Source organism: Flavobacterium ponti, assembly GCF_042652765.1.
Classification (GTDB): Bacteria; Bacteroidota; Bacteroidia; order Flavobacteriales; family Flavobacteriaceae; genus Flavobacterium; species Flavobacterium ponti.
This window is the reverse complement of the sequence record NZ_JBHSGW010000028.1, coordinates 58017-79119: the sequence shown is the minus strand read 5'-3', so window position 1 is coordinate 79119 and position 21103 is coordinate 58017. Positions and strand designations below refer to the sequence as shown.

Below are 21103 nucleotides of genomic sequence, written 5' to 3'. Positions count from 1 at the left end.
TTTATGCTATTTTTGAAGATATTTTGAATTATCAATTCTAATCTAAACAAATTTCCAATGATTGAAATAGAAAGAAAGTTTTTAGTGACTTCAGATGTATTTTTAAAGCAATTTAAAACCCAAAATAGAATTGTTCAAGGTTATTTATCATCTGTACCTGAAAGAACGGTTCGAGTTCGAATTAAAGGAGAAAAAGGCTATTTAACCATCAAAGGAAAAAGCAATGAAAGTGGTTTGAGTAGAATGGAATGGGAAAAAGAAATTGATGTAAAAGAAGCTGAACAATTATTGCAAATTTGCGAAAGTGGTGTGATTGATAAAACGCGTTATGAAATTGAATTTGGCAATCACATCATAGAAGTTGATGTTTTTGATGGAGAAAATAATGGCTTAGTTTTAGCAGAAATTGAATTGCAATTTGAAAACGAAACTTTTGAAAAACCAGAATGGCTTGGCAAAGAAGTTACAGGTGATGAAAAATATTATAATGCTTATATAAGTAAAAATCCTTTTAAGAATTGGTAAAAATTGAATCAGAATAAATCAAAATTTTCTTTGGTTAGAATTCCTCTTAATTTTAGAATTATAAAATAGTCTAATGCTTCTTGAATTGAATGTTTTTCAAAGACTTTGTATTTCCATAATTTTTCATCAATATCTTCAAAATTAATATAGTAGAATAACTCAATATTAATATCTTCTCGAATTAATTTTTGCTTTTTTGCATCTTCTAATAACGGTTTTACAACTTTTTCAAACATGAATAATTTGTGTTGCTCATATTCACACAAAACTTCATAATGGTATTTTTTTAAACTAATTAAAAAAATTGGATTTATGTTACTAATTCTTTGAATAGCAACTGTGTAAATCTGTATAATTTTAATTAATGGGTTTTCATTACTGCTTTTAATTGTTTCAACCTCATTTAAAAAATTATTCCAAAGTAAATTCACAGCTTCATTTAGTAGTGTTTCTTTATTTTCAAACATGGAATAAAGCGTTTTTTTAGACAATCCAAATTCGTTAGCAATATCATCCATCGTAATGATTTTACTTCCTTTTTTAAGAAAATGATCTAACGCTTTTTCTATTATTTCTACTTTTTTATCCATCTTGAAAAAATTAAAAAAATCCTGCTTTCACAGGATTTTCTTTCATTAATTTCCACCACCTAAAGCTTTGTACAATGAAATTACAGCGTTAAGTTGTTGGTATTTATTGTCTATATAATTTATTTCTGTATTCAAAGCATTATCTTTTGCCGTAAGAACTTCAAGGTAATTAACCATTCCATATTGCAATAACTCATCTGAATAATCCGCAGCATTTTTCAATGCTTCAACTTGTTTTTTTCTAATAACAAGTTTATTGGTTTCATTTTCATAATTTGCTAATGCATCTGAAACCTCTTTACCAGCAACTAACAATGATTTTTCAAATTGCAAATAGGCTTTTTGTTGATTCGCTTGAGCTACTTCTAAACGTGTTTTGTTTTGTCTTTGATTAAAAATAGGTTGTGCTAATCCTGTAATAACATTGGCAAAAATTGATTTAGCACTAAACCATTCTTTTAATTCTAAAGCTTGCAAACCTCCAGTTGCATTTATGGTTAAAGAAGGGTAAAAAGAACTTCTTGCAACATTTGTTAATTCAAATGCATTTCTAAAATTTAATTCAGCTGCTATTACATCTGGTCTTTGACTTAATAAAAAAGTTGGTAAACCTGTTTTAATTTCTGCATCAATTTTTTGATTCTCAAATAAACCTCTTTCAACTGTATTTGGAGCTTTCCCTAAAAGTTGATTAAAAGTGTTTTCTAAAACCTTGATATTGTATTTTAAATCTTCTAAAATAATTTGCGCTGCATATTGTTGTGCTTCTGTTTGTTTAACAGCAACTTCGTTCACATTTCCAGCATCTTTTAGTGCTTTAATTACTTCAACACTAGTGTTTCTATTTTCAATGGTTGAAGTAACTACATTAATTTGAGCATCTAAAGCCAATAATTGATAATAAATAGAAGCAACATTGGCCACTAATTCAGTTTGAATAGCTTGTCGAGCTACTGCAGATTGTAAATATTTTGCTGCTGTTGCTCTTTTATTACTTCTTATTTTCCCCCAAATATCAGCTTCCCAAGATAATTTTGCAGACATTTCATATTGATCTATACTACTAAAAAGTCTACCGAATTGACTGTTTTGAGAAATTTCTTGATGTGTCCAAGTTGTATTTCCGTTTAAAGTTGGAAAATAACCTGCTTTACCTTGTTTCATTGTTGCTTCTGCAGCAGCCATATTTTGCAAAGCAATTTTCATGTCCAAATTATTCTGAATAGCTTCATTAATATAGCTTTGAAGTTTTTCATCCGTAAACATTTTATCCCAAGACATAGAAGCTAAAGATGAGCTATCAGCAACTTGTTCTGTTCGATATAAGTTATCTGTATTTACTTGAGGTTTTTCATAATCCTTCGCGACGAAGCACGATTGCACTATAAACATAGTAACTAGTAGAAGACTTCCTTTGATTATATTTTGTTTTCTCATTCTCATATTCTTATAAATTTTCAGTATCTCCTTTAGTAGTTTCAATAGTTTTAGTACTTACACGTTCTTGTAACCCTTGGAAAATGATAAATAAAACAGGAATAACAAATACTCCTAAAACAGTTCCAATTAACATTCCTCCAATAGCTCCTGTTCCAATAGCGTTATTTCCTACTGCTCCTGCTCCTTTAGCTAACATTAAGGGCATTAATCCTAAAATAAATGCAAAAGATGTCATCAAAATAGGACGTAAACGCGCTGTTGCACCTTGAACAGCTGCTTGTGAAATACTCCAACCCTTTCGTCGAGCATCTGCTGCAAACTCTACAATCAAAATTGCATTTTTGGCTAATAAACCAATAAGCATAATCAATGTAATTTGAAGGTAAATATTGTCACTCACATTAAATAAATAAGCAAAAATATATGCTCCTGCTAATCCAACTGGCAATGATAATAAAACAGCAAAAGGCAACATGTAACTTTCATATTGAGCAGCTAATAAGAAATACACAAATACTAAACAAAGAAGGAAAATAAACAATGTTTGACCACCAGCACTAATTTCTTCACGAGTCATTCCTGAGAATTCATATCCATATCCAATTGGTAAACTTTGACTTGCTACTTCTTCAATTGCTTTAATGGCATCACCTGTACTATAACCTTCGTTTGGAGCACCTGTGATTTTAACTGAAGTAAATAAGTTAAAACGATCAATAGCTTGTGGTCCAAAAACTTTTTCTAAGGTTATAAATTGAGAAATTGGTGCCATTTGACCATCTTTATTTCTGACCATTATACTATTTAACGATTCGGTATCTGCTCTAAATTTTGGATCAGCTTGATAAATTACACGATATTGTTTTCCAAACTTATTAAAGTTAGAAGCATAAACACCACCATAATATCCTTGCATAGTTCCCAAAACATCAGTTACTGTTAAACCTGAGTTTTTAATAGCAGCTACATTAAGGTCAATTCTATATTGAGGATAATTTGGTGAAAATGAAGTGGCTGCATATTTAATTTCAGGACGACTATTTAAAGCTCCTAAAAACTTATTGTTTACATCACTTAATTCTTTAATCGTTCCTCCTTTTTGGTCTTGCAATTGAAATTCAAATCCGTTGGTGAATCCAAAACCTACTAATGTTGGACGTGCAAAGAACAATACTTTAGCATCTTTAACAGCAGCTGCACGTTTAAATAATTCACCAACAACAGCTGAAATTTCTTGATTAGCATCAGGTCGTTCTGCCCATGGTTTCAATTTTACAATTACCATTCCGTAGTTACTTCCTGTTCCACTAATTAAACTTCGACCAGAAATACGAAGTACTTCTTTGATTTCAGGTAAATCTTTAACTTTATTTTCAATTTGTAATAATACTTCTTCCGTTCTTTCTAAAGAAGTTCCAGGAGGAAGCGATACATCTGATAAAATAGCTCCAGTATCTTCACCTGGTACGAATGCTTTTGGTGTAATATTTAATAATAAAACAAATAGTCCAGCAAAAATTGCTATTCCTAAAAAGGCTAACCATTTTCTTTTAATAAAAAACTCTACTGATTTTCTATATTTAATTGTTGTTGCTTCAAAAGCTACATTGAAAGATGAATAAAAACGTTGCAAAAATCCTTTTTTCTTTTCTTCTTCACTATGAGGTTTCAAGAAAATAGCACATAAAGCAGGTGAAAGAGTTAGTGCATTAATTGCAGATAAAACAATCGCAACTGCTAATGTCAATCCGAATTGTTTATAGAAAACTCCAGCAGAACCGCTAATAAAAGATACAGGAATAAAAACTGCAGACATAACAAGAGTTATCGAAATAATAGCACTACTAATATCATTCATGGCACTATGAGCTGCTTTTTTAGGATCATGTTCTCCTGCTTCCATTTTGGCATGAACGGCTTCTACTACCACAATAGCATCATCCACCACGATTCCAACGGCAAGTACCAATGCAAATAGTGTTAGTAAATTAATTGTAAAGCCAAATAAACTTAAGAAAAAGAAAGTTCCAATAATAGCAACAGGTACTGATATAGCAGGAATTAATGTTGATCTCCAATCTTGTAAAAACACAAAAACCACTAAGAATACCAACAAGAAAGCTTCAATTAAGGTATGAATTACTTTTGTTATCGATTCATCTAAGAAATCATTTGCATTAATTAATGTGGCATAGTTTACTCCTTTTGGAAAACTTACTTTAGCTTTATCCAATACTTGTAAAGAGCCTTCAATAACTTCTTGAGCATTTGAACCAGCAGTTTGAGCAATGGCAATAGCAATAGATTTGTTACCGTTAGTTTGTGCACTACCAGCATAACTAATAGCACCAAGTTCAATTCTTGCAACATCTTTTAAACGAAGTACTTCACCATTATCGGTAGAACGAACAACAATTTGTTCAAATTCTTCTGTACTTTTTAATCTTCCTTTATATTTTAAAGCATATTGGAACGATTGATCACCACTTTCTCCCAATTGACCAGGAGCAGCTTCAATATTTTGTTCTGCCAATAAGGCTGTTACATCAGAAGGAACAAGACCATACGAAGCCATTACATCTGGTTTTAACCAAATACGCATCGAGTAATCTCTTTGTCCAAAAATTATAGCATCTCCAACACCTGGTACACGTTTGATTTTTGGTAAAATATTGATGTTGGCATAATTTTGAAGAAAAGTATCATCATATTCAGGGTTTTCACTATATAATGATAAAATTAAGATATTATCACTTTGTCTTTTTGAGGTTGTAACACCTGATCTTGTAACTTCTTGAGGTAATAAAGGTGTTGCACGAGAAACTCTATTTTGAACATTAACGGCAGCTAAATCAGGATTTGTACCCAATTTAAAATAAATACTTATAGATGCAGAACCATCATTATTTGAAGTAGAAGTCATATATGACATATCTTCTACACCATTTATTTGTTCTTCTAATGGAATTACCACTGAATTCATCACAACTTCAGCACTTGCTCCTTGGTAATTTGCAGAAACTGTTACTGTTGGTGGTGCTATTTCTGGGTATTGTGAAACAGGAAGTGAGGTTAATCCTAAAACTCCCAAGATAACGATGATAATAGAAATCACCGTTGACAATACAGGTCTGTCAATAAATTTTGAAAACATAATTTGTTAGTTTTTCAATCGTTAGATTGTAAATTATTTTTTAGGATTATTTAGTTCTTTTAAGTCAATAACTTCTGGTTTAATTGGTGTGCCTTCTGTTATGATTCCGACACCCTCAACTAAAAATTTGTCATTTGCATTTAATCCTTTATCAACAACAAAATATTCTCCACCTGGAACAGCACGAACTTCAATAGGAACAAATTTTACTTTGTTTTCTTGGTCAACTATTAAAGCAATTCTTTTGTCTTGTAATTCAACCGTTGCGTTTTGTGGAATTAAAACAACATCTTTCAAGTTAGTAGGAATTTGAATTGTTCCGCTTCCTCCAGAACGTAATAATCTATTTGGATTTGGGAAACTTGCTCTAACATTGAATGAACCTGTTTGTGTATTAGCTTGACCGCTAAAAGTTTCTATTTTACCTTTTTCTTGATAAACATCACCATTGCTTAAAACTAAATTTACAGGAGGCATATTGGCAATTTTATCTTGAAATGTTTTTCCTTCTGCATTCATCATAATATCTAATTGCTCTTTTTCATTTACTGAAAAATAAGCATAAACTTTACTTATGTCTGAAATTCGAGTTAAAGGTTGGGCTGTTTGACTGCTAACATAACTTCCAATTCTTAGAGGTAATGTTCCAACAATTCCATTTACTGGACTGGTGATTGTAGCGTAATTTATTCTTGCAATTATACTTTGATAAGTACTTTTTGCACTTGCTAAATTTGCTTTAGCAGTTTCTAGCTGTACATCACTAATAATTTTGCGATCTACAAGAGGTTTTAATCTGTTAACCTCAACTTGAGCAACATCTACTTTTGCTTTTGCAGCAGCTGCATCTTGATTAGCGGTTTGCGTTTCTAATTTAAAAAGCAATTGTCCTTTTTTTACTTCTTGACCTTCATCAACGTAAATTTTTTCAATGTAACCATCTACTTTTGGACGAATATCTATATCTGTGATTCCTTCTAATTTTGTTGGATATTCAGCTAATAAAGTTGTGTTGGTTTTAGAAACCTGAACTACTTTATATGGTGCTGGTTCCTTTGCTTTTGGCTCTTCTTTTTTCTGATTACAAGAGAGTATAGTTACAGCTAAAAGTAAACTACTAAAAAAATATATTTTCTTTTTCATGTGTGGATTCTTATTTTATTTGTTGGTTTTGGATTTCTATTTGTTTGAATTTATTTATAGAATGATTTAAAAGTTCTTCTACTTTTAGAATATGTTCTTTGTAAGCATAACTATTTAAGAGATTAATATTTTCTTGAGGACATGAACAATTTTTTTCTCTGAAATCGATTATTTTTTCAACTAATATCTTTTCACTATCTACTAATGATAAATATCTTTTTAGTCTTTCACTTAATGGAGCTGCTTTAAAGTATTTTTTTCTATCTCCAGAGACGGTAAAATAATTTATTAAATCCATCTTCTGCAATAAATTCAAATTTGTAGAAATTGAACTTTTACTAGCTTGCATTTTTAGTACTAAATCTTCAAAAGTTAATCCTGATTTGCAACCATCAATGATTAACGTTCCTAAAATTCTTGCTGCAAGAGGAGCAATATTGTATTGTTGTTCGAAATGAATTCCAAACATTTCTATCATTTCTTGCTTTTCTTCATTCATTATATAAATATTTTGGGCAAAGGTAATTTATGGTTCGATAAATACCGAACCAACCGAACATAAATTTTTGTTAAACTTTTTAGGCAAAAAAAAATCAGCAATTGCTGATTAATTTTCTTTTATGATTTCGATATTGACTCGAATATGTCCTCCATATCTATCAGGAGCAATAAGCATGAAAGCTTTTTTTGATAAATCAATATCTCTCCCTTTTACAAAAGGACCTCTATCTGTTACAGTAACGTCAACAGATTTATTAGTTTTAACAGAAGTTACTCTTAATTTAGTTCCAAAAGGAAGTTTTGGGTGAGCACAAGTTAGCTCTTTATTATTGAAAATTGCCCCACTTGCAGTTCTTCTTCCTGTAAACCTATCATGGTAATAAGAAGCATGAGCCTCTTTTTGATACATTTCTAAATTAAAATTTAAAGTATCAATGATAATTGTATCTTTTACTTTAACAGTGTCCTTTGAGGTAATACTATCTTTAAATTTTCTATGATTTTGGTTTGCATTTGTAATACTTAACAAAGCAATAAAAGACACAAAAACGCTAATTAATACACTATTTTTCATACCGTAATATTTTTGACATCAAAACTGATATCTTTAAGTGTAGGTTATTATTGTCTTTGGGTTTTAAAAAATTATGCCATCCAACTAGACCATGGAATTCTTGATAATATTAATATAAGCCCTAAAGTGTAAAAAACAGCAATTTTTTTGAATTTTCCGTTTTGGCTTTCTTGTTTTTTATGTTTTGACCATCCCATAGTAATTAATACAATAGCAATAATATTAATTAAAGGATGTTCAACAGCTGTTAACCTTAATGCGGAATTACTCATTTGATTAATTGCTTCTAAACCTTTTGGGGAAACGAAATACAAAATCAAACCAATCACTAATTGTATATGGCAAAAGATTAAAGCAAAAAGAGATAATCTTAAATCTTTTGTTGCAAATAATTTTTTATTTGATAAACCATAAATAGCATTTATAACTGCTAATAATAAAACTCCAAGAGCTACATAAGCTAAGGTAGAGTGTAATGATTGAATAGTTTGATACATAATTTGTTTGTTTTTAGGTTAAAACAAATATAGTAAAAAAATAAAACCCTTTAACATTTCTGAAAAAAGGGCTATATGAAGTTATGTAAATTATTAACTATTTTAAAAATTGATTCAATAAAAAAGTAGTTGAACTATCGTGCTGATTTATTGATTTGGCATTTATCTCATCTAAAATTGAATTTGCTAATTGCTTACCTAATTCAACACCCCATTGGTCATAACTAAAGATATTCCAAATAATTCCTTGCACAAATATTTTATGCTCATACAGTGCAATTAATGAACCTAAAGATTCTGGAGTAAGTTTATCTATTAAAAGTGTATTAGTTGGTTTATCACCTCTAAAAACCTTAAATGGTAGTAAAAATTCTGCTTTTACTTTAGAAATTCCTTGTTTATCGAATTCTGCTTTTACTTGACTTTCAGATTTACCCATTAAAAGAGCTTCTGTTTGAGCAAAAAAGTTAGACATCAATTTATCGTGATGGTCTTTATTTCCATACAATGATTCTTTATATCCAATGAAATCTGTTGGAATTAATTTTGTTCCTTGATGTATCAGTTGAAAAAAAGCATGTTGTGAGTTTGTTCCTGGTTCACCCCAAATAATAGTTCCTGTTTGATAATTTACTGGGTTTCCATCTCTACCAACACTTTTACCATTACTTTCCATTATTCCTTGCTGTAAATAAGGAGCTAATTTTTGTAAATATTGAGTATATGGAATTAAAGCTTCTGTTTCAGCACCAAAAAAGTTATTATACCAAACACTTATTAGAGCTAAAACAACTGGAATATTTTTATCAAATGAAGTTTCTTTAAAATGAGTATCCATTTTATTGGCTCCTTTTAATAAAGCATTGAAATTGTCAAAACCAACTGCTAAACTAATTGATAAACCGACTGCTGACCATAGTGAAAATCGTCCACCAACCCAATCCCACATTGGAAAAATGTTTTCTGAATTGATTCCAAAAGAAGTCACTTTTTCAATATTAGTAGAAACAGCCACAAAATGTTTTGCTACATCTTCTTGTTTTGCTGATTTTAAAAACCATTCTCTAATAGTTTCTGCATTAGAAAGTGTTTCTTGTGTTGTAAAAGTTTTAGATACAATTACAAACAATGTTGTTTCAGGATTTAATTTTTTGATGGTTTCCATAACATGATCACCGTCAACATTTGAAACAAAATGAACATTTAAGTGATTACTATAAAACTGTAAAGCTTCTGTAACCATTGCAGGACCAAGATCAGAACCACCAATACCAATATTTACAATATCTGTAAATGCTTTATTTGTGAATCCTCTTTTATTACCTGAAATAACTTGATTTGAAAATTCTTTAATTTTCGCTTTTACTTGAAAAACTTCTGGAATTACATTTTTACCTTCAAATAAAACCTCATCATTTTCATTAGCTCTTAAAGCTGTATGAAGTACTGCTCTATCTTCTGTTTGATTGATATTTTCACCTGAAAAATAAGATTCAATTGCTTTTTTCAACTCCACTTCATTAGCTAATTCAACTAATAAGTCCATTGTTTGCTCAGTAATGTTATTTTTTGAAAAATCTACTAAAAAATCTTCCCATTTAATATTAAATTTTTCTACTCTTTGAGAATCATTGGCAAACATTTCTTTTATAGAATTTGCTTGCATATCATAAAAATGATTTCTAAGCTTTTGCCAAGCTTCGGTTGTTGAAGGGTTGATGTTTTGTAAAGACATGATTCTTATTCTTCTTTAAATTTTAATGCAGTAACACTATCCAATTCTTTTTTTAAAGGTTCAATTTTTTCTAAAAATTTTGCCTTATTTGCTTTATCCATTGGTTCAGCATTTGGTAAATTTTGTCTAAATGGGTCTACTTGAACACCATTTTTCCAAAATCGATAACAAACATGTGGACCAGTTGCTAAACCTGTACTTCCAACTTTACCAATAACTTGACCTTGAGTTACACGTTGTCCTCTTTTTACTAAAATTTTAGACATATGTAAATATTGAGTTGAATAAGTTGGAGTGTGTTTTACTTTAACATAATTTCCATTTCCAGCTGTGTAACCTGTTCTTTCTACTACTCCAGATGCAGTTGTTTTTATTGGAGTTCCTTGTGGTGCTGCATAATCTGTTCCATTATGAGCTTTCCATCTTTGTTGTACTGGGTGAAAACGTCTGCCTGAGAATTTTGAGGAAATCCTAAAGAAGTCTAAAGGTGCTTTTAAAAACATACTTTTTAACCCTTTACCATTTTCATCATAGTAATCGGCAAATTTTTGATTTTCAGACATTTTATATGGAAAAGCATAGATTTTTTTTCCTTTATATTCAAAATATGAACCTTCTATATCCACAACTCCATCATAAATAGAATCTTGAATATATCTTTCTTTTAATATAACTGCAAACTTATCTCCTTTTTGGATTTTGAAGAAGTCAATTGAATACTCAAATATTTTTGCCAGTTTTGAAGCAACTCCAGCACTAACACCTTCTTTACTTAAAGTTTCAGATAATGAGCCTTCAATTTCTGTGGCCACAGTTCTTCTTTTTATGGTTGAAGGTCTAGCCTTTTCTTGAACAACTAACGTTGAATCTCTAAAATCAACAACCAAATAATTAGTTCTGTCTTTTACATATACAAAATACTTTAAATCTTTATTGTTTTTTTTATCCAAGAAAAGATAATAAGGCTTACCTGCTCTAATAGAACGAAGATTAAAAGAGTCTTTAATTTTTTCGGTTACTTGAAAAGTAGAATAATTGTTCAATTCATAACCATCTAAAATTGTACTAAACGTGTCACCAGATTTTAATGTATCAATTTTAACCTTATAATCATTAAAAATGATATCAAAGTCTTTTACAATGGGCTCTGTTTTTTCAATTGGTTTCTTTACTTTAGAATTTTCTTCTTCCTTTTTACAAGAAAATAATGTTATAGTTAAGAATATATATAATAAATATTTCAAATCGTTTGTGTTGTTAGGCTATTCACCCCATGTTGCTAATTCATCTTCAGTCCATAGTTCTGGGAAAAATATCCTTCGTTGGTATTTTGGGTGCATATATTTTTGCCAATTACTACCACCTGTAGCATCACCACTTCCAATATACTTTTTAGCGGCATTTAAATGTCCCATCACCCAAGTAATATTTACTGTTTTATCTAAATGACGCATAGCTTTTACCAATTCAGGATTTTTTTGATCTTTCTCTGGTATTTGTTTGAACTTTTGCCAAATATTGATGGTATTATATTCTTCCATATGACGAAGAAATTCCGCTTTATATTTACGCTCAAATTCTAAAATAAGAAATGATTTTTTTCCTGTTGTGTGGTCTTTTCCAGCTGCTTGCCAGTATAAATGTTCGAAAGCATGTTCAAAAGGAGTGTTTCTGTCAATTGTTGCTCTAAAACGGTGATCAATTAGGTTAATTAAATCTGTGCAAGCAAATTCAATCAATCTATATTGAGCACTTTGAAAACCACTCGCAGGTGTTAAAGTATTTCTAAATTTCATATATTGATCTACTTCCATTCCATCACCCATAATATCGAATGATGTAGTAAGCATATCAAAATAGCGAGAAATTCGCATTAATTTTTCAGTAAAAAAATCAGTTTGAGGTTTTTCTGTATGACACAATTGTTGAATTTCCCAAAGTATCATTTTAAATAACAACTCATTTACCTGATGATACATGATAAAAACCATTTCATCAGGCAAAGTTGTTCTTTGTGTTTGAAGATTTAGAAGTGCATCTGTTTGAATATAATCCCAATAAGTTATGGGTTTAGACCATAGAAGACCTTCTAAATGTGTTTCAGTTTTTTGATCTATTTTTTGAAATTTTTCATCTAAAAGTTGAATTTTTTTTTCAATTTCTGGATTTATTTCCATCGATATTATTTTTTGACTTTAAACGTATGTTTTAGTCCTTTGTATTCGTAAAGATCTGCCTTCAATGAACCGACAGCTAAACTTGCTTTTATTCTAACAGGAATTTTATTGTCATCATCTGAAACCCAGACAGTTAAACTCTCCTCTTCTTTAAAAACTCTACCTGCTTGAACGTAAGGTCTAAACACCATACAAGAAACTTTTCCAAATTTAGTACTTATATCTTCTTTTCCAATATATTTTAGCTTAAACTTTGTAGTTTCATCATCAAAAAACATATCTATAGAAATTGATTCTCCTTCTTTAACTTTATCAATATCTGGATGATTTCTTAAATAATAGAACGCAGAAACAATATCTTGAACATTTTCTGGAACTGTAAATGTTTTTTCAGTATTATTTTTATAATCTTTTACAAATACTGAATTATTTGATTGATTAAAAAAACCTTCTTGGTATTTTGTATAGCCTCCTTCATCTATTTTTCTTAAAAATTGATAAGGTCTACCTGTTTCTTTATCAAAAAAACTTTGATAATTATCACTTACTTTAAAAAATGCTTTTGTAATTCCGGTTGTATAACCCGTTCCTATTACATGATGTACTTTTTTATTGTTTCTAACGGCTTCCTTAATTTCCAAAGTTGCATAACCTGCCGTAACTAAACCGTAATGGATTCTTAATTTAAAATATTCACCCGTTGTAAAAGAATCTTCTTTTTGGGTAAATGAGTTTGTAAAAATGAACACTAAGGTTAATAAAATAAATTTTTTCATAACTGTTTAATTTTTCTTTTACTATAGAAAATGCAATTTCTGTACCAAATTTACAAAACAAAAAAACCCAGTCCAAAAAAGGACTGAGTTTTTATGCTATTAACCAACCAAAAAACTATAAATTATGAAAAACTTATATAAAAACTTCGGAGAAACCACCCTCCTCATTTTTGCGAGTGCAAAGGTAAGTGTGGTTTTGAATTATTCTTACTAATTTTTCAACTTTAACTTTTTTAACTGATTATTATCTAACAAAAGTGCTTATTTTTTGATAATGTGAAAAAATAAGCGTTTTTTATAATGTACCTCTCAATGCTTGTTCACGTTCAATTGACTCAAAAAGAGCTTTAAAATTACCTGCACCAAATCCACGAGCACCCATTCTTTGAATTATTTCAAAAAATAACGTTGGTCTGTCTTCAATTGGTTTTGTAAAAATTTGCAATAAGTAACCTTCCTCATCAGCATCAATCATAATTCCTAGACTCATTAATTTATCAATATCTTCTTGAAGTTTATGATTGTGTGCTTCTAATCTCAATGGAACTGCATCATAATATGCTTGTGGTGGTGTACTCAAGAACTCAATTCCTCTAGAACGCATATCTGCAACAGTTGTTAAAATATCATCTGTTGCTACAGCAATGTGTTGAACTCCTGCTCCTTCATAGAAATCCAAATATTCTTCAATTTGTGATTTTTTCTTTCCTTCAGCTGGTTCGTTGATAGGAAATTTGATTCTTCCATTACCATTTGACATTACTTTTGACATCAAAGCTGAGTATTCTGTAGTAATTTGTTTGTCATCAAAAGAAAGGAAATTTACAAATCCCATTACGTCTTCATACCATTTTACCCAAGTATTCATTTCGTTCCAACCTACATTTCCAACCATATGGTCTATATATTTTAGACCTGTTGGTTTTGGATTATAATCTGAAACCCATTTTTGGTATCCTGGTAAAAATTCTCCTTTATAGTTTTTTCGTTCTACAAACATGTGAACTGTTTCTCCATAGGTATAAATTCCAGCACGAACTACTTCACCATCTTCGTCTTTTTCAACAGTTGGTTCCATGTATGATTTCGCACCTCTTTTCATTGTTTCTTCGTAAGCAGAACGAGCATCTTCTACCCAAAGAGCTACAATTTTAACACCATCACCATGTTTCTTTACATGCTCTCCAATTGCAGAATCGCTTTTTAAAGCAGTTGTTAAAACTATACGTATTTTGTCTTGTTTCAATACATATGAAGCTCTATCCTTTACTCCAGTTTCCAGTCCTGCGTAAGCATGTGATTGAAATCCAAAAGCCGTTTTGTAGAAATGGGCTGCTTGTTTAGCATTTCCTACATAAAACTCTACATAATCTGTTCCTAACAAAGGAAGAAAGTCTTGTGCTCCTTCAAATATTTTTTCTAAACCGTAGTTTACTGATTTTATTTCTTTACTCATTTTTATTATTTTTATATAACCCTTTAGGGTTTTGAACCCTAAAAGGGTCGTTTATGTTTTTATTTTTATTTATCTAACCAAGATTGGAAATAAGTTCCATCGGCAATTTTCAAAGCTTCTTCTGTTACCTTCAATGGTTTGAAAGTATCTACCATAACAGCTAATTCTTTAGTTTCTGTTTTTCCAATGCTTCTCTCTGTTGCTCCTGGATGTGGTCCATGAGGAATACCAGCTGGGTGCAAAGAAATATTTCCTGGCTCAACATCATTTCTACTCATAAAATCTCCATCAACATAATACAAAACCTCATCTGAATCAATATTACTATGATTATATGGAGCAGGAATTGAATCTGGATGATAATCGTATAAACGAGGAACAAACGAACACACCACAAAAGCATCTGTTTCAAAGGTTTGGTGCACTGGTGGTGGTTGATGAATTCGACCAGTTATCGGTTCAAAATCATGAATTGAAAATGCATATGGAAAATTGTAACCATCATATCCTACAACATCAAAAGGATGTGAAGCATAGACCATTTCAAAAATTTCATCTTTCTTTTTTACTTTGATTACAAAATCTCCTGACTCGTCATTGGTTTCTAATTCATAAGGACGACGAATATCTCTTTCACAAAATGGAGAATGCTCTAATAATTGTCCGAACCAATTGCGATAACGTTTTGGAGTGAAAATTGGACGATGTGATTCAACAATAAACAAACGATTATCTTCGGTATCAAAATCCATTTTATAGATAATTCCTCTTGGAATAATCAAATAATCACCATACTTGAAGTCTATGTTTCCAAGCATTGTTCTTAATTTACCTGACCCTTTGTGAATGAAAATCATTTCATCCGAATCGGTATTCTTATAAAAATATTCGGTTGTTTTATTTTTTGGTGCCGAAAGAACAATATGACAATCCGAATTTGTTAAAACAATTTTTCTGCTTTCTAGAAAATCATTTTCTGGACTAACTTGAAATCCTTTTAACTTATACGATTGAATGTTGTTTTCTTTAGCAATTTTAGGAGCAACACTATATTGCTTTCTAATTTCTTTTACTTGAGTTGGTCTTTGTTCGTGATAAGAATTTGTATACATTCCATCAAAACCAACTGTTCCAAACAATTGCTCATAATACAATTCACCATTTGATTTGCGAAATTGTGTATGACGTTTAGGTGGAATTTTTCCTAATGTGTGATATAGTGGCATTTTCTTTTTGTTTAAAGATTAAAGTTTAAAAGTATGACTTGCATAACTTTCGTTAACAATCAAAAAGAATATAGACTCATTCAGGATTTCTCTTGATGAGGAATTTTAAGTGAGCTAATAAATTATCCCATTTTTTCATTAGTACAAATATCGTAAAAATATTTTAATTTATTAAAACCAGTATCCAATACTAAACCAAGTGTAGTGTTCTTTTGTATCTGGAGACCAAGAATGCTTGATTTCTAAAGGACCAATTAAAGAATCAAATCCATACCCAAAAGCATATCCTGAAAATTTTGGATGAGAAAACCAGTCTGTAGATTCAAAAATCCTACTTCCAACATTGGCATAATTAGCTGTAAAATTCAAGTAATTCTTTTTAAACACCTCATACTCAAGCATTGCAGAGCCTTTAATATAACTACTCCCTGATATACTCAAAAAATCATATCCTAAAAAATGCTGAAAATTATTTATTTTGTTATATCCATAACCTCCTAAAACAAAATCAAAATAGGGAATTGTTCTTTCTCCAATTATTGAACCTAATTCAGATTGAAGCTTGACAGATACTTTTTTATAAAAAGTTTTTACAATACCTATATCTCCTTTAATAGTTGAAAAACGTTCAAAATTATTATTGAAATTTGAAGAAAACAAATAAGATTTCAGCTCTCCATTGATGTACCAACCTGATTTGGGAAAATATTTTTTATCAAAAGAATCATATTTTAAATTTCCAAAAACAGAAAAATAATCACTCTTATCAAATACTGGAGTTACATTTTGCAATGTAGGAGATTGAATTTTTAAATGTTTCAATTCTACACCTGTTCCAATTAAAAACAATTTACTAAAGATAGTTTCAACAAAAATTCGATTTGAGAAATCTGAATAATCAATATTAATTGAATTTATATCTAAATTGGTTAATGTTGTTCCATCATTAAAGTCATTTTGAATGTTTTTATTGAATGTATTTAATCTAGAGTTAACTCCAAAACTCCAATAAAAACCATTGTCAATATAGTAATCAAAATTATATCTAAAATTATCTCCTAAAATTACATCTAAAGAAGCTACATCATTTTTTGATAATAATTTTTTTTGTGTAAGATTAAGTAACAAAGAGCTTTTATATAAATCATCATAATGCAATCCAAATTTAATAAAAGTGTTTATCTGATTCTCTTTTAGGTTAAATGTCAAATTATTTTTATCATCAAAACTATAGAGAATTGATCCATAATTATCTGTTGCATTTAAGCTATTTATTCCTTTTTCAAATTTATGAAACGGAATTTTTTTATTTTGTTTAAAATTTAGTTTACCAATAACATAAGATCTTGTGTAATTCTTAAGATGATTTAAGGTAATGTTTTTTATTGTAATTGAATCACAGACTTTCACTTTCTCTTTAACAATCTTATCCTTTGATTTTAGTGCAACTAACTTTTCTAATTGATTGATCGATGCTTCTTCTCCTTTTTTAATAATAGTATTACTTTTATCAAAAGATAGAACCGACATTCCTTTTACATCAGGTTTAATGTAAACATCCGTTAAGAGAATTTTGTCTTTCATTTTTTCAATGGTATTGAAATTAGAAATTTGCATCAAAACACTTGTTACACTTTGTAGTTCAAGTCTGTCTTTCAAACCTTCTTGCACATCAACACCAATAATAATATCTGCACCTAATCTTTTTAATTCTTCAACAGGATAATTATTTTTAACTCCACCATCAACTAAAAGTTTTCCATCTATTTCAATGGGATTGTATAATGTAGGTAATGCTCCACTGGCTATCATAGCTTCTGCTAATGTTCCTTTTTTTAGCAAAACTTCTTCACCTGTTTCTATATTTGTAGCAACACAGAAAAAAGGAATAGGTAACTTACTAAAATCTTTAATATCTCTAACATGGTAAGTTAATCTTGATAATGTATTAAAATTATACATTCCTTTAGAAAGTCCTCTTGGAGAAGATATTTTTAAATTCTTAAACGGTAAGGTTAAAAAATATAATTCATCATTTCGTTTTTGATTAAAACCTTTTGAACTTCTAGGAACGTAATCTTGAATTAATTTATCTACATCCATTTGAGCAAAAGCATATTCAATTTCTTTACCTGAATAACCAGAAGCATATAAACCTCCAACTATTGCACCCATACTGGTTCCTCCGATATAATCGATTTTGATATTAAGTGAATCAATTACTTTTAAAACTCCAATATGCGCTAATCCTTTTGCTCCACCACCAGAAAGTACTAAGCCTATTTTTGGTTTTTTAATTGAATCTTGAGCATTTGAAGATGTAGAAAACAGAAAGCAGAAAGCAGAAAGCAGAAAATAAACTACAAAAGATTTTGAGAGAAGCCTATTCTCTTTTTTCTTTTCTCTTTTCTCTTTTCTCTTAATTATCAAAATATTAATTTTCGTTTTCTTTGTAAAATTCGGTTATTTTTTTGGCTTTTGAAAGTCCTACAACATCAGAAATTTCTTTTTCTGAAGCTAATTGCAATCTTTTAACACTTTTGAAATGTTTTAGTAACGTTATCATGGTTTTTTCTCCAATCCCAGGAATAGATTCTAAGGAATTCGTTAAAGCTGCTTTACTTCTTTTATCTCTATGATGTGTAATTCCAAATCTATGGGCTTCGTTTCTTAAAAACTGAATAACTTTTAAAGTTTCAGATTTTTTATCCAAATACAAAGGAGCAGAATCACCCGGATAAAACAATTCTTCTAATCGTTTTGCAATTCCGACAATGGCTATTTTTCCTCTTAAACCTAAAGCATCAATACTTTTTAAGGCTGAAGATAATTGTCCTTTTCCACCATCAATAATTATAAGTTGAGGCAACGGTTCATTTTCATCTATCAAGCGTTTGTATCTTCTAAAAACCACTTCTTCCATGGAAGCAAAATCATCTGGTCCTTCAACAGTTTTGATATTAAAATGACGGTAATCTTTTTTACTTGGTTTACCGTCTTTAAAAACCACACAAGCTGCTACTGGATTTGTTCCTTGAATATTAGAATTATCAAAACACTCAATATGTCTTGGTTCAACGGAAAGTCGTAAATCTTTCTTCATTTGAGCCATGATTCTATTGGTATGTCTGTCTGGATCCACAATTTTGATTTGTTTTAATTGATCCATTCGATAATATTTGGCATTTCGGATGGATAAATCTAAAATTTGTCTTTTATCTCCTAATTGTGGCACAGTGATTTTTAAATTTTCACCTAAAGACAATGGAAATGGTAGAATGATTTCTTTGGAATTTAATCTGAATCTTTCTCGGATTTCTACTACAGCTAATTCAAGTAATTCCTCATCGGTTTCTTCTAATTTCTTCTTAATTTCCATCGTATGTGAACGCACAATGGCTCCATGAGAAATTTGTAAGAAGTTGACATAAGCCATCGTTTCATCTGAAACAATTGAAAACACATCAATATTGGATAGTTTTGGATTTAAAACGGTAGATTTTGCTTGATAATTTTCTAAGACTTCTATTTTCTCTTTTACTTTTTGAGCCGCTTCAAATTGCATATCTTCAGCCAATTCCTTCATTTGAATTTTGAATTCTTTTAAACTGTCTTTAAAATTTCCTTTCAAAATTTGACGAATTGCTTCTACTTGTTTTTGGTAATTTTCTAAAGATTCTAAACCTTCACAAGGTCCTTTGCAATTGCCAATATGATATTCCAAACAAACTTTATATTTTCCTGATTTGATATTGGCTTGCGATAAATCATAATTACAAGTTCTTAAAGGATATAATTCTTTTATCATTTCTAAAATCGTATTGACAATTTTAAAATTGGTATAAGGACCATAATATTCAGAACCGTCTTTAACCATTCTTCGCGTTGGAAAAATTCTTGAAAAAGGTTCGTTTTTGATGCAAATCCAAGGATATGATTTATCGTCTTTTAATAGAATATTGTATCTAGGTTGTAGTTTTTTAATCAAATTGTTTTCAAGTAATAAAGCATCTGATTCTGTAGCAACCACAATATGTTTTATCGAAACAATTTTTTTTACTAAAACACTTGTCTTGTAATTATCATGACTTTTCGTAAAATAACTCGAAACTCTCTTTTTTAAGTTTTTGGCTTTCCCAACATACAAAATCTTATCATCTTTATCATAATATTGATAGACTCCAGGATTATCGGGTAACGATTGTATTTGAAGTTCGAGATTGGGAGTAGCCATTGCAATTGTTTATATCACAAATTTACACAGATTTTTATAGTACTACTATTTTCTAAATAGGAATTTCTTACTTTTAACACTAATTATCATTTTATGAAGAATAATAAAATAATTAAACTTTTAGGAGAAACTATTTTACCTGGAGAAAGTAAAACTATTGATGTGGAAATTGCCAAATTACACTCAATGACAAAACTCAAAATTCCAGTAATTATTGAACGTTCTAAAGTTGATGGCCCAACGGTTCTATTCAGTGCTTGTTTGCATGGTGATGAAATAAATGGAACTGAAATTGTACGACAAATAATTAGAAAGAAAATTAACAAACCCAAAAGAGGTACTATTATTTGTATTCCAATCATCAATATTTTTGGATTCATTAACCAAACTAGAGAATTTCCAGATAAACGCGATTTGAACAGAGTTTTTCCGGGAAGCAAAAACGGTTCATTGGCTAGTAGATTTGCTCATTTTTTAGTAACAGAAATTATCCCAAAAGTTGATTATGCAATTGATTTTCATGCTGGTGGAGCAAGCCGTTTCAATGCACCACAAATTAGAATTGTACCAAACAATCTTGAATTAAAAGAATTGGCTACTATTTTCAATGCACCTTTTACGTTATATTCTAAAAATATTTCAGGTTCCTTTAGAAATGCTTGTACTAAAACAGGTGTAAAAATGTTGTTGTTTGAAGGTGGAAAATCCTTAGATTTAAATGAAATGGTTACTCAAGAAGGTGTTGAAGGAACGATGCGTTTCTTGAAACATTTGGATATGCTAAATCCAAAAAAAGAACTAACGGTTTTTGGTGAAAAGACTATTTTTATCGAAAAATCCAATTGGATAAGAGCTAATTTTTCAGGAATGTTTCACGGATTAGTAAAAATTGGAGGTTTTGTAAATAAAGGAGATGTTTTAGCTATGATTTCTGACCCTTATGGAAAAGTAGAACATAAAGTAAAAGCACCCAATGATGGTTATATCATCAATGTAAATGATGCACCTATTGTTTATCAGGGTGATGCTGTTTTTCATATTTCAACACAACTTGAAATCTAAACCTAACATTTAT

Annotated in this window: 17 protein-coding genes; 2 read left to right on the top strand and 15 right to left on the bottom strand. The window is 30.0% G+C overall.

From position 1 onward, the window contains the following. The first annotated feature begins 57 nt into the window (after positions 1-57). Positions 58-525, top strand: a complete 468-nt coding sequence (locus ACFO3U_RS13845; RefSeq protein ID WP_379743720.1) for a CYTH domain-containing protein — start codon at positions 58-60, stop codon at positions 523-525. A gap of 8 nt (positions 526-533) precedes the next feature. Here ACFO3U_RS13845 and ACFO3U_RS13840 read toward each other — a convergent pair whose 3' ends face one another. From ACFO3U_RS13840 to uvrC, 15 genes are all read right to left on the bottom strand, one after another. Further along, positions 534-1115, bottom strand: coding sequence for a TetR/AcrR family transcriptional regulator (locus ACFO3U_RS13840; RefSeq protein ID WP_379743717.1), 582 nt, complete (start codon positions 1113-1115; stop codon positions 534-536). Between the two features lie 45 nt (positions 1116-1160). Then, on the bottom strand, positions 1161-2552 hold the full coding sequence (locus tag ACFO3U_RS13835; protein ID WP_379743714.1) for an efflux transporter outer membrane subunit: 1392 nt from the start codon (positions 2550-2552) through the stop codon (positions 1161-1163). A gap of 10 nt (positions 2553-2562) precedes the next feature. Beyond that, complete coding sequence (locus tag ACFO3U_RS13830) at positions 2563-5709, bottom strand: efflux RND transporter permease subunit (RefSeq protein WP_379743711.1); 3147 nt, start codon at positions 5707-5709, stop codon at positions 2563-2565. A 33-nt stretch (positions 5710-5742) separates the two neighbouring features. Then, positions 5743-6852, bottom strand: a complete 1110-nt coding sequence (locus ACFO3U_RS13825) for an efflux RND transporter periplasmic adaptor subunit (RefSeq protein ID WP_379743708.1) — start codon at positions 6850-6852, stop codon at positions 5743-5745. Positions 6853-6862: 10 nt separating this feature from the next. Further along, entirely contained in the window at positions 6863-7351 is a 489-nt protein-coding gene (locus tag ACFO3U_RS13820; RefSeq protein ID WP_379743705.1) for a GbsR/MarR family transcriptional regulator, read from the bottom strand. Between the two features lie 108 nt (positions 7352-7459). Then, the gene (locus ACFO3U_RS13815) at positions 7460-7927 is read right to left on the bottom strand and encodes a septal ring lytic transglycosylase RlpA family protein (protein ID WP_379743702.1); all 468 of its coding nucleotides are present in this window, start codon (positions 7925-7927) and stop codon (positions 7460-7462) included. A 71-nt stretch (positions 7928-7998) separates the two neighbouring features. After that, entirely contained in the window at positions 7999-8424 is a 426-nt protein-coding gene (locus ACFO3U_RS13810) for a hypothetical protein (protein WP_379743699.1), read from the bottom strand. A 97-nt stretch (positions 8425-8521) separates the two neighbouring features. Next, on the bottom strand, positions 8522-10159 hold the full coding sequence (gene pgi / locus ACFO3U_RS13805) for a glucose-6-phosphate isomerase (protein ID WP_379743696.1): 1638 nt from the start codon (positions 10157-10159) through the stop codon (positions 8522-8524). A 5-nt stretch (positions 10160-10164) separates the two neighbouring features. After that, positions 10165-11403: a M23 family metallopeptidase gene (locus ACFO3U_RS13800; protein ID WP_379743693.1), complete on the bottom strand. Its 1239-nt coding sequence runs from the start codon at positions 11401-11403 to the stop codon at positions 10165-10167. An 18-nt stretch (positions 11404-11421) separates the two neighbouring features. After that, entirely contained in the window at positions 11422-12336 is a 915-nt protein-coding gene (locus ACFO3U_RS13795; protein WP_379743690.1) for a tryptophan 2,3-dioxygenase family protein, read from the bottom strand. Between the two features lie 5 nt (positions 12337-12341). After that, entirely contained in the window at positions 12342-13112 is a 771-nt protein-coding gene (locus ACFO3U_RS13790) for a DUF3108 domain-containing protein (protein WP_379743687.1), read from the bottom strand. Positions 13113-13407: 295 nt separating this feature from the next. Then, positions 13408-14568, bottom strand: a complete 1161-nt coding sequence (gene hppD / locus ACFO3U_RS13785) for a 4-hydroxyphenylpyruvate dioxygenase (protein WP_379743684.1) — start codon at positions 14566-14568, stop codon at positions 13408-13410. A gap of 65 nt (positions 14569-14633) precedes the next feature. Further along, on the bottom strand, positions 14634-15794 hold the full coding sequence (locus ACFO3U_RS13780; protein ID WP_379743681.1) for a homogentisate 1,2-dioxygenase: 1161 nt from the start codon (positions 15792-15794) through the stop codon (positions 14634-14636). Positions 15795-15965: 171 nt separating this feature from the next. Continuing rightward, positions 15966-18224, bottom strand: coding sequence for a patatin-like phospholipase family protein (locus ACFO3U_RS13775; protein WP_379743678.1), 2259 nt, complete (start codon positions 18222-18224; stop codon positions 15966-15968). A gap of 4 nt (positions 18225-18228) precedes the next feature. Beyond that, complete coding sequence (gene uvrC / locus ACFO3U_RS13770; RefSeq protein ID WP_379743675.1) at positions 18229-20028, bottom strand: excinuclease ABC subunit UvrC; 1800 nt, start codon at positions 20026-20028, stop codon at positions 18229-18231. A gap of 93 nt (positions 20029-20121) precedes the next feature. On the opposite strand from uvrC, the gene ACFO3U_RS13765 reads away from it, so the two are divergent. Continuing rightward, positions 20122-21090 carry a succinylglutamate desuccinylase/aspartoacylase family protein gene (locus ACFO3U_RS13765; protein WP_379743672.1) on the top strand — a complete coding sequence of 323 codons (969 nt, stop codon included), beginning with the start codon at positions 20122-20124 and terminating at the stop codon, positions 21088-21090. Positions 21091-21103 lie beyond the last annotated feature (13 nt).

Excerpts from the sequence above, each read along its gene's own strand:
- ACFO3U_RS13845 (WP_379743720.1), top strand. The coding sequence starts at position 58 with ATGATTGAAATAGAAAGAAAGTTTTTAGTGACTTCAGATGTATTTTTA.
- ACFO3U_RS13840 (WP_379743717.1), bottom strand. The coding sequence starts at position 1,115 with ATGGATAAAAAAGTAGAAATAATAGAAAAAGCGTTAGATCATTTTCTT.
- ACFO3U_RS13835 (WP_379743714.1), bottom strand. The coding sequence starts at position 2,552 with ATGAGAAAACAAAATATAATCAAAGGAAGTCTTCTACTAGTTACTATG.
- ACFO3U_RS13830 (WP_379743711.1), bottom strand. The coding sequence starts at position 5,709 with ATGTTTTCAAAATTTATTGACAGACCTGTATTGTCAACGGTGATTTCT.
- ACFO3U_RS13825 (WP_379743708.1), bottom strand. The coding sequence starts at position 6,852 with ATGAAAAAGAAAATATATTTTTTTAGTAGTTTACTTTTAGCTGTAACT.
- ACFO3U_RS13820 (WP_379743705.1), bottom strand. The coding sequence starts at position 7,351 with ATGAATGAAGAAAAGCAAGAAATGATAGAAATGTTTGGAATTCATTTC.
- ACFO3U_RS13815 (WP_379743702.1), bottom strand. The coding sequence starts at position 7,927 with ATGAAAAATAGTGTATTAATTAGCGTTTTTGTGTCTTTTATTGCTTTG.
- ACFO3U_RS13810 (WP_379743699.1), bottom strand. The coding sequence starts at position 8,424 with ATGTATCAAACTATTCAATCATTACACTCTACCTTAGCTTATGTAGCT.
- pgi (WP_379743696.1), bottom strand. The coding sequence starts at position 10,159 with ATGTCTTTACAAAACATCAACCCTTCAACAACCGAAGCTTGGCAAAAG.
- ACFO3U_RS13795 (WP_379743690.1), bottom strand. The coding sequence starts at position 12,336 with ATGGAAATAAATCCAGAAATTGAAAAAAAAATTCAACTTTTAGATGAA.
- ACFO3U_RS13790 (WP_379743687.1), bottom strand. The coding sequence starts at position 13,112 with ATGAAAAAATTTATTTTATTAACCTTAGTGTTCATTTTTACAAACTCA.
- hppD (WP_379743684.1), bottom strand. The coding sequence starts at position 14,568 with ATGAGTAAAGAAATAAAATCAGTAAACTACGGTTTAGAAAAAATATTT.
- ACFO3U_RS13780 (WP_379743681.1), bottom strand. The coding sequence starts at position 15,794 with ATGCCACTATATCACACATTAGGAAAAATTCCACCTAAACGTCATACA.
- uvrC (WP_379743675.1), bottom strand. The coding sequence starts at position 20,028 with ATGGCTACTCCCAATCTCGAACTTCAAATACAATCGTTACCCGATAAT.
- ACFO3U_RS13765 (WP_379743672.1), top strand. The coding sequence starts at position 20,122 with ATGAAGAATAATAAAATAATTAAACTTTTAGGAGAAACTATTTTACCT.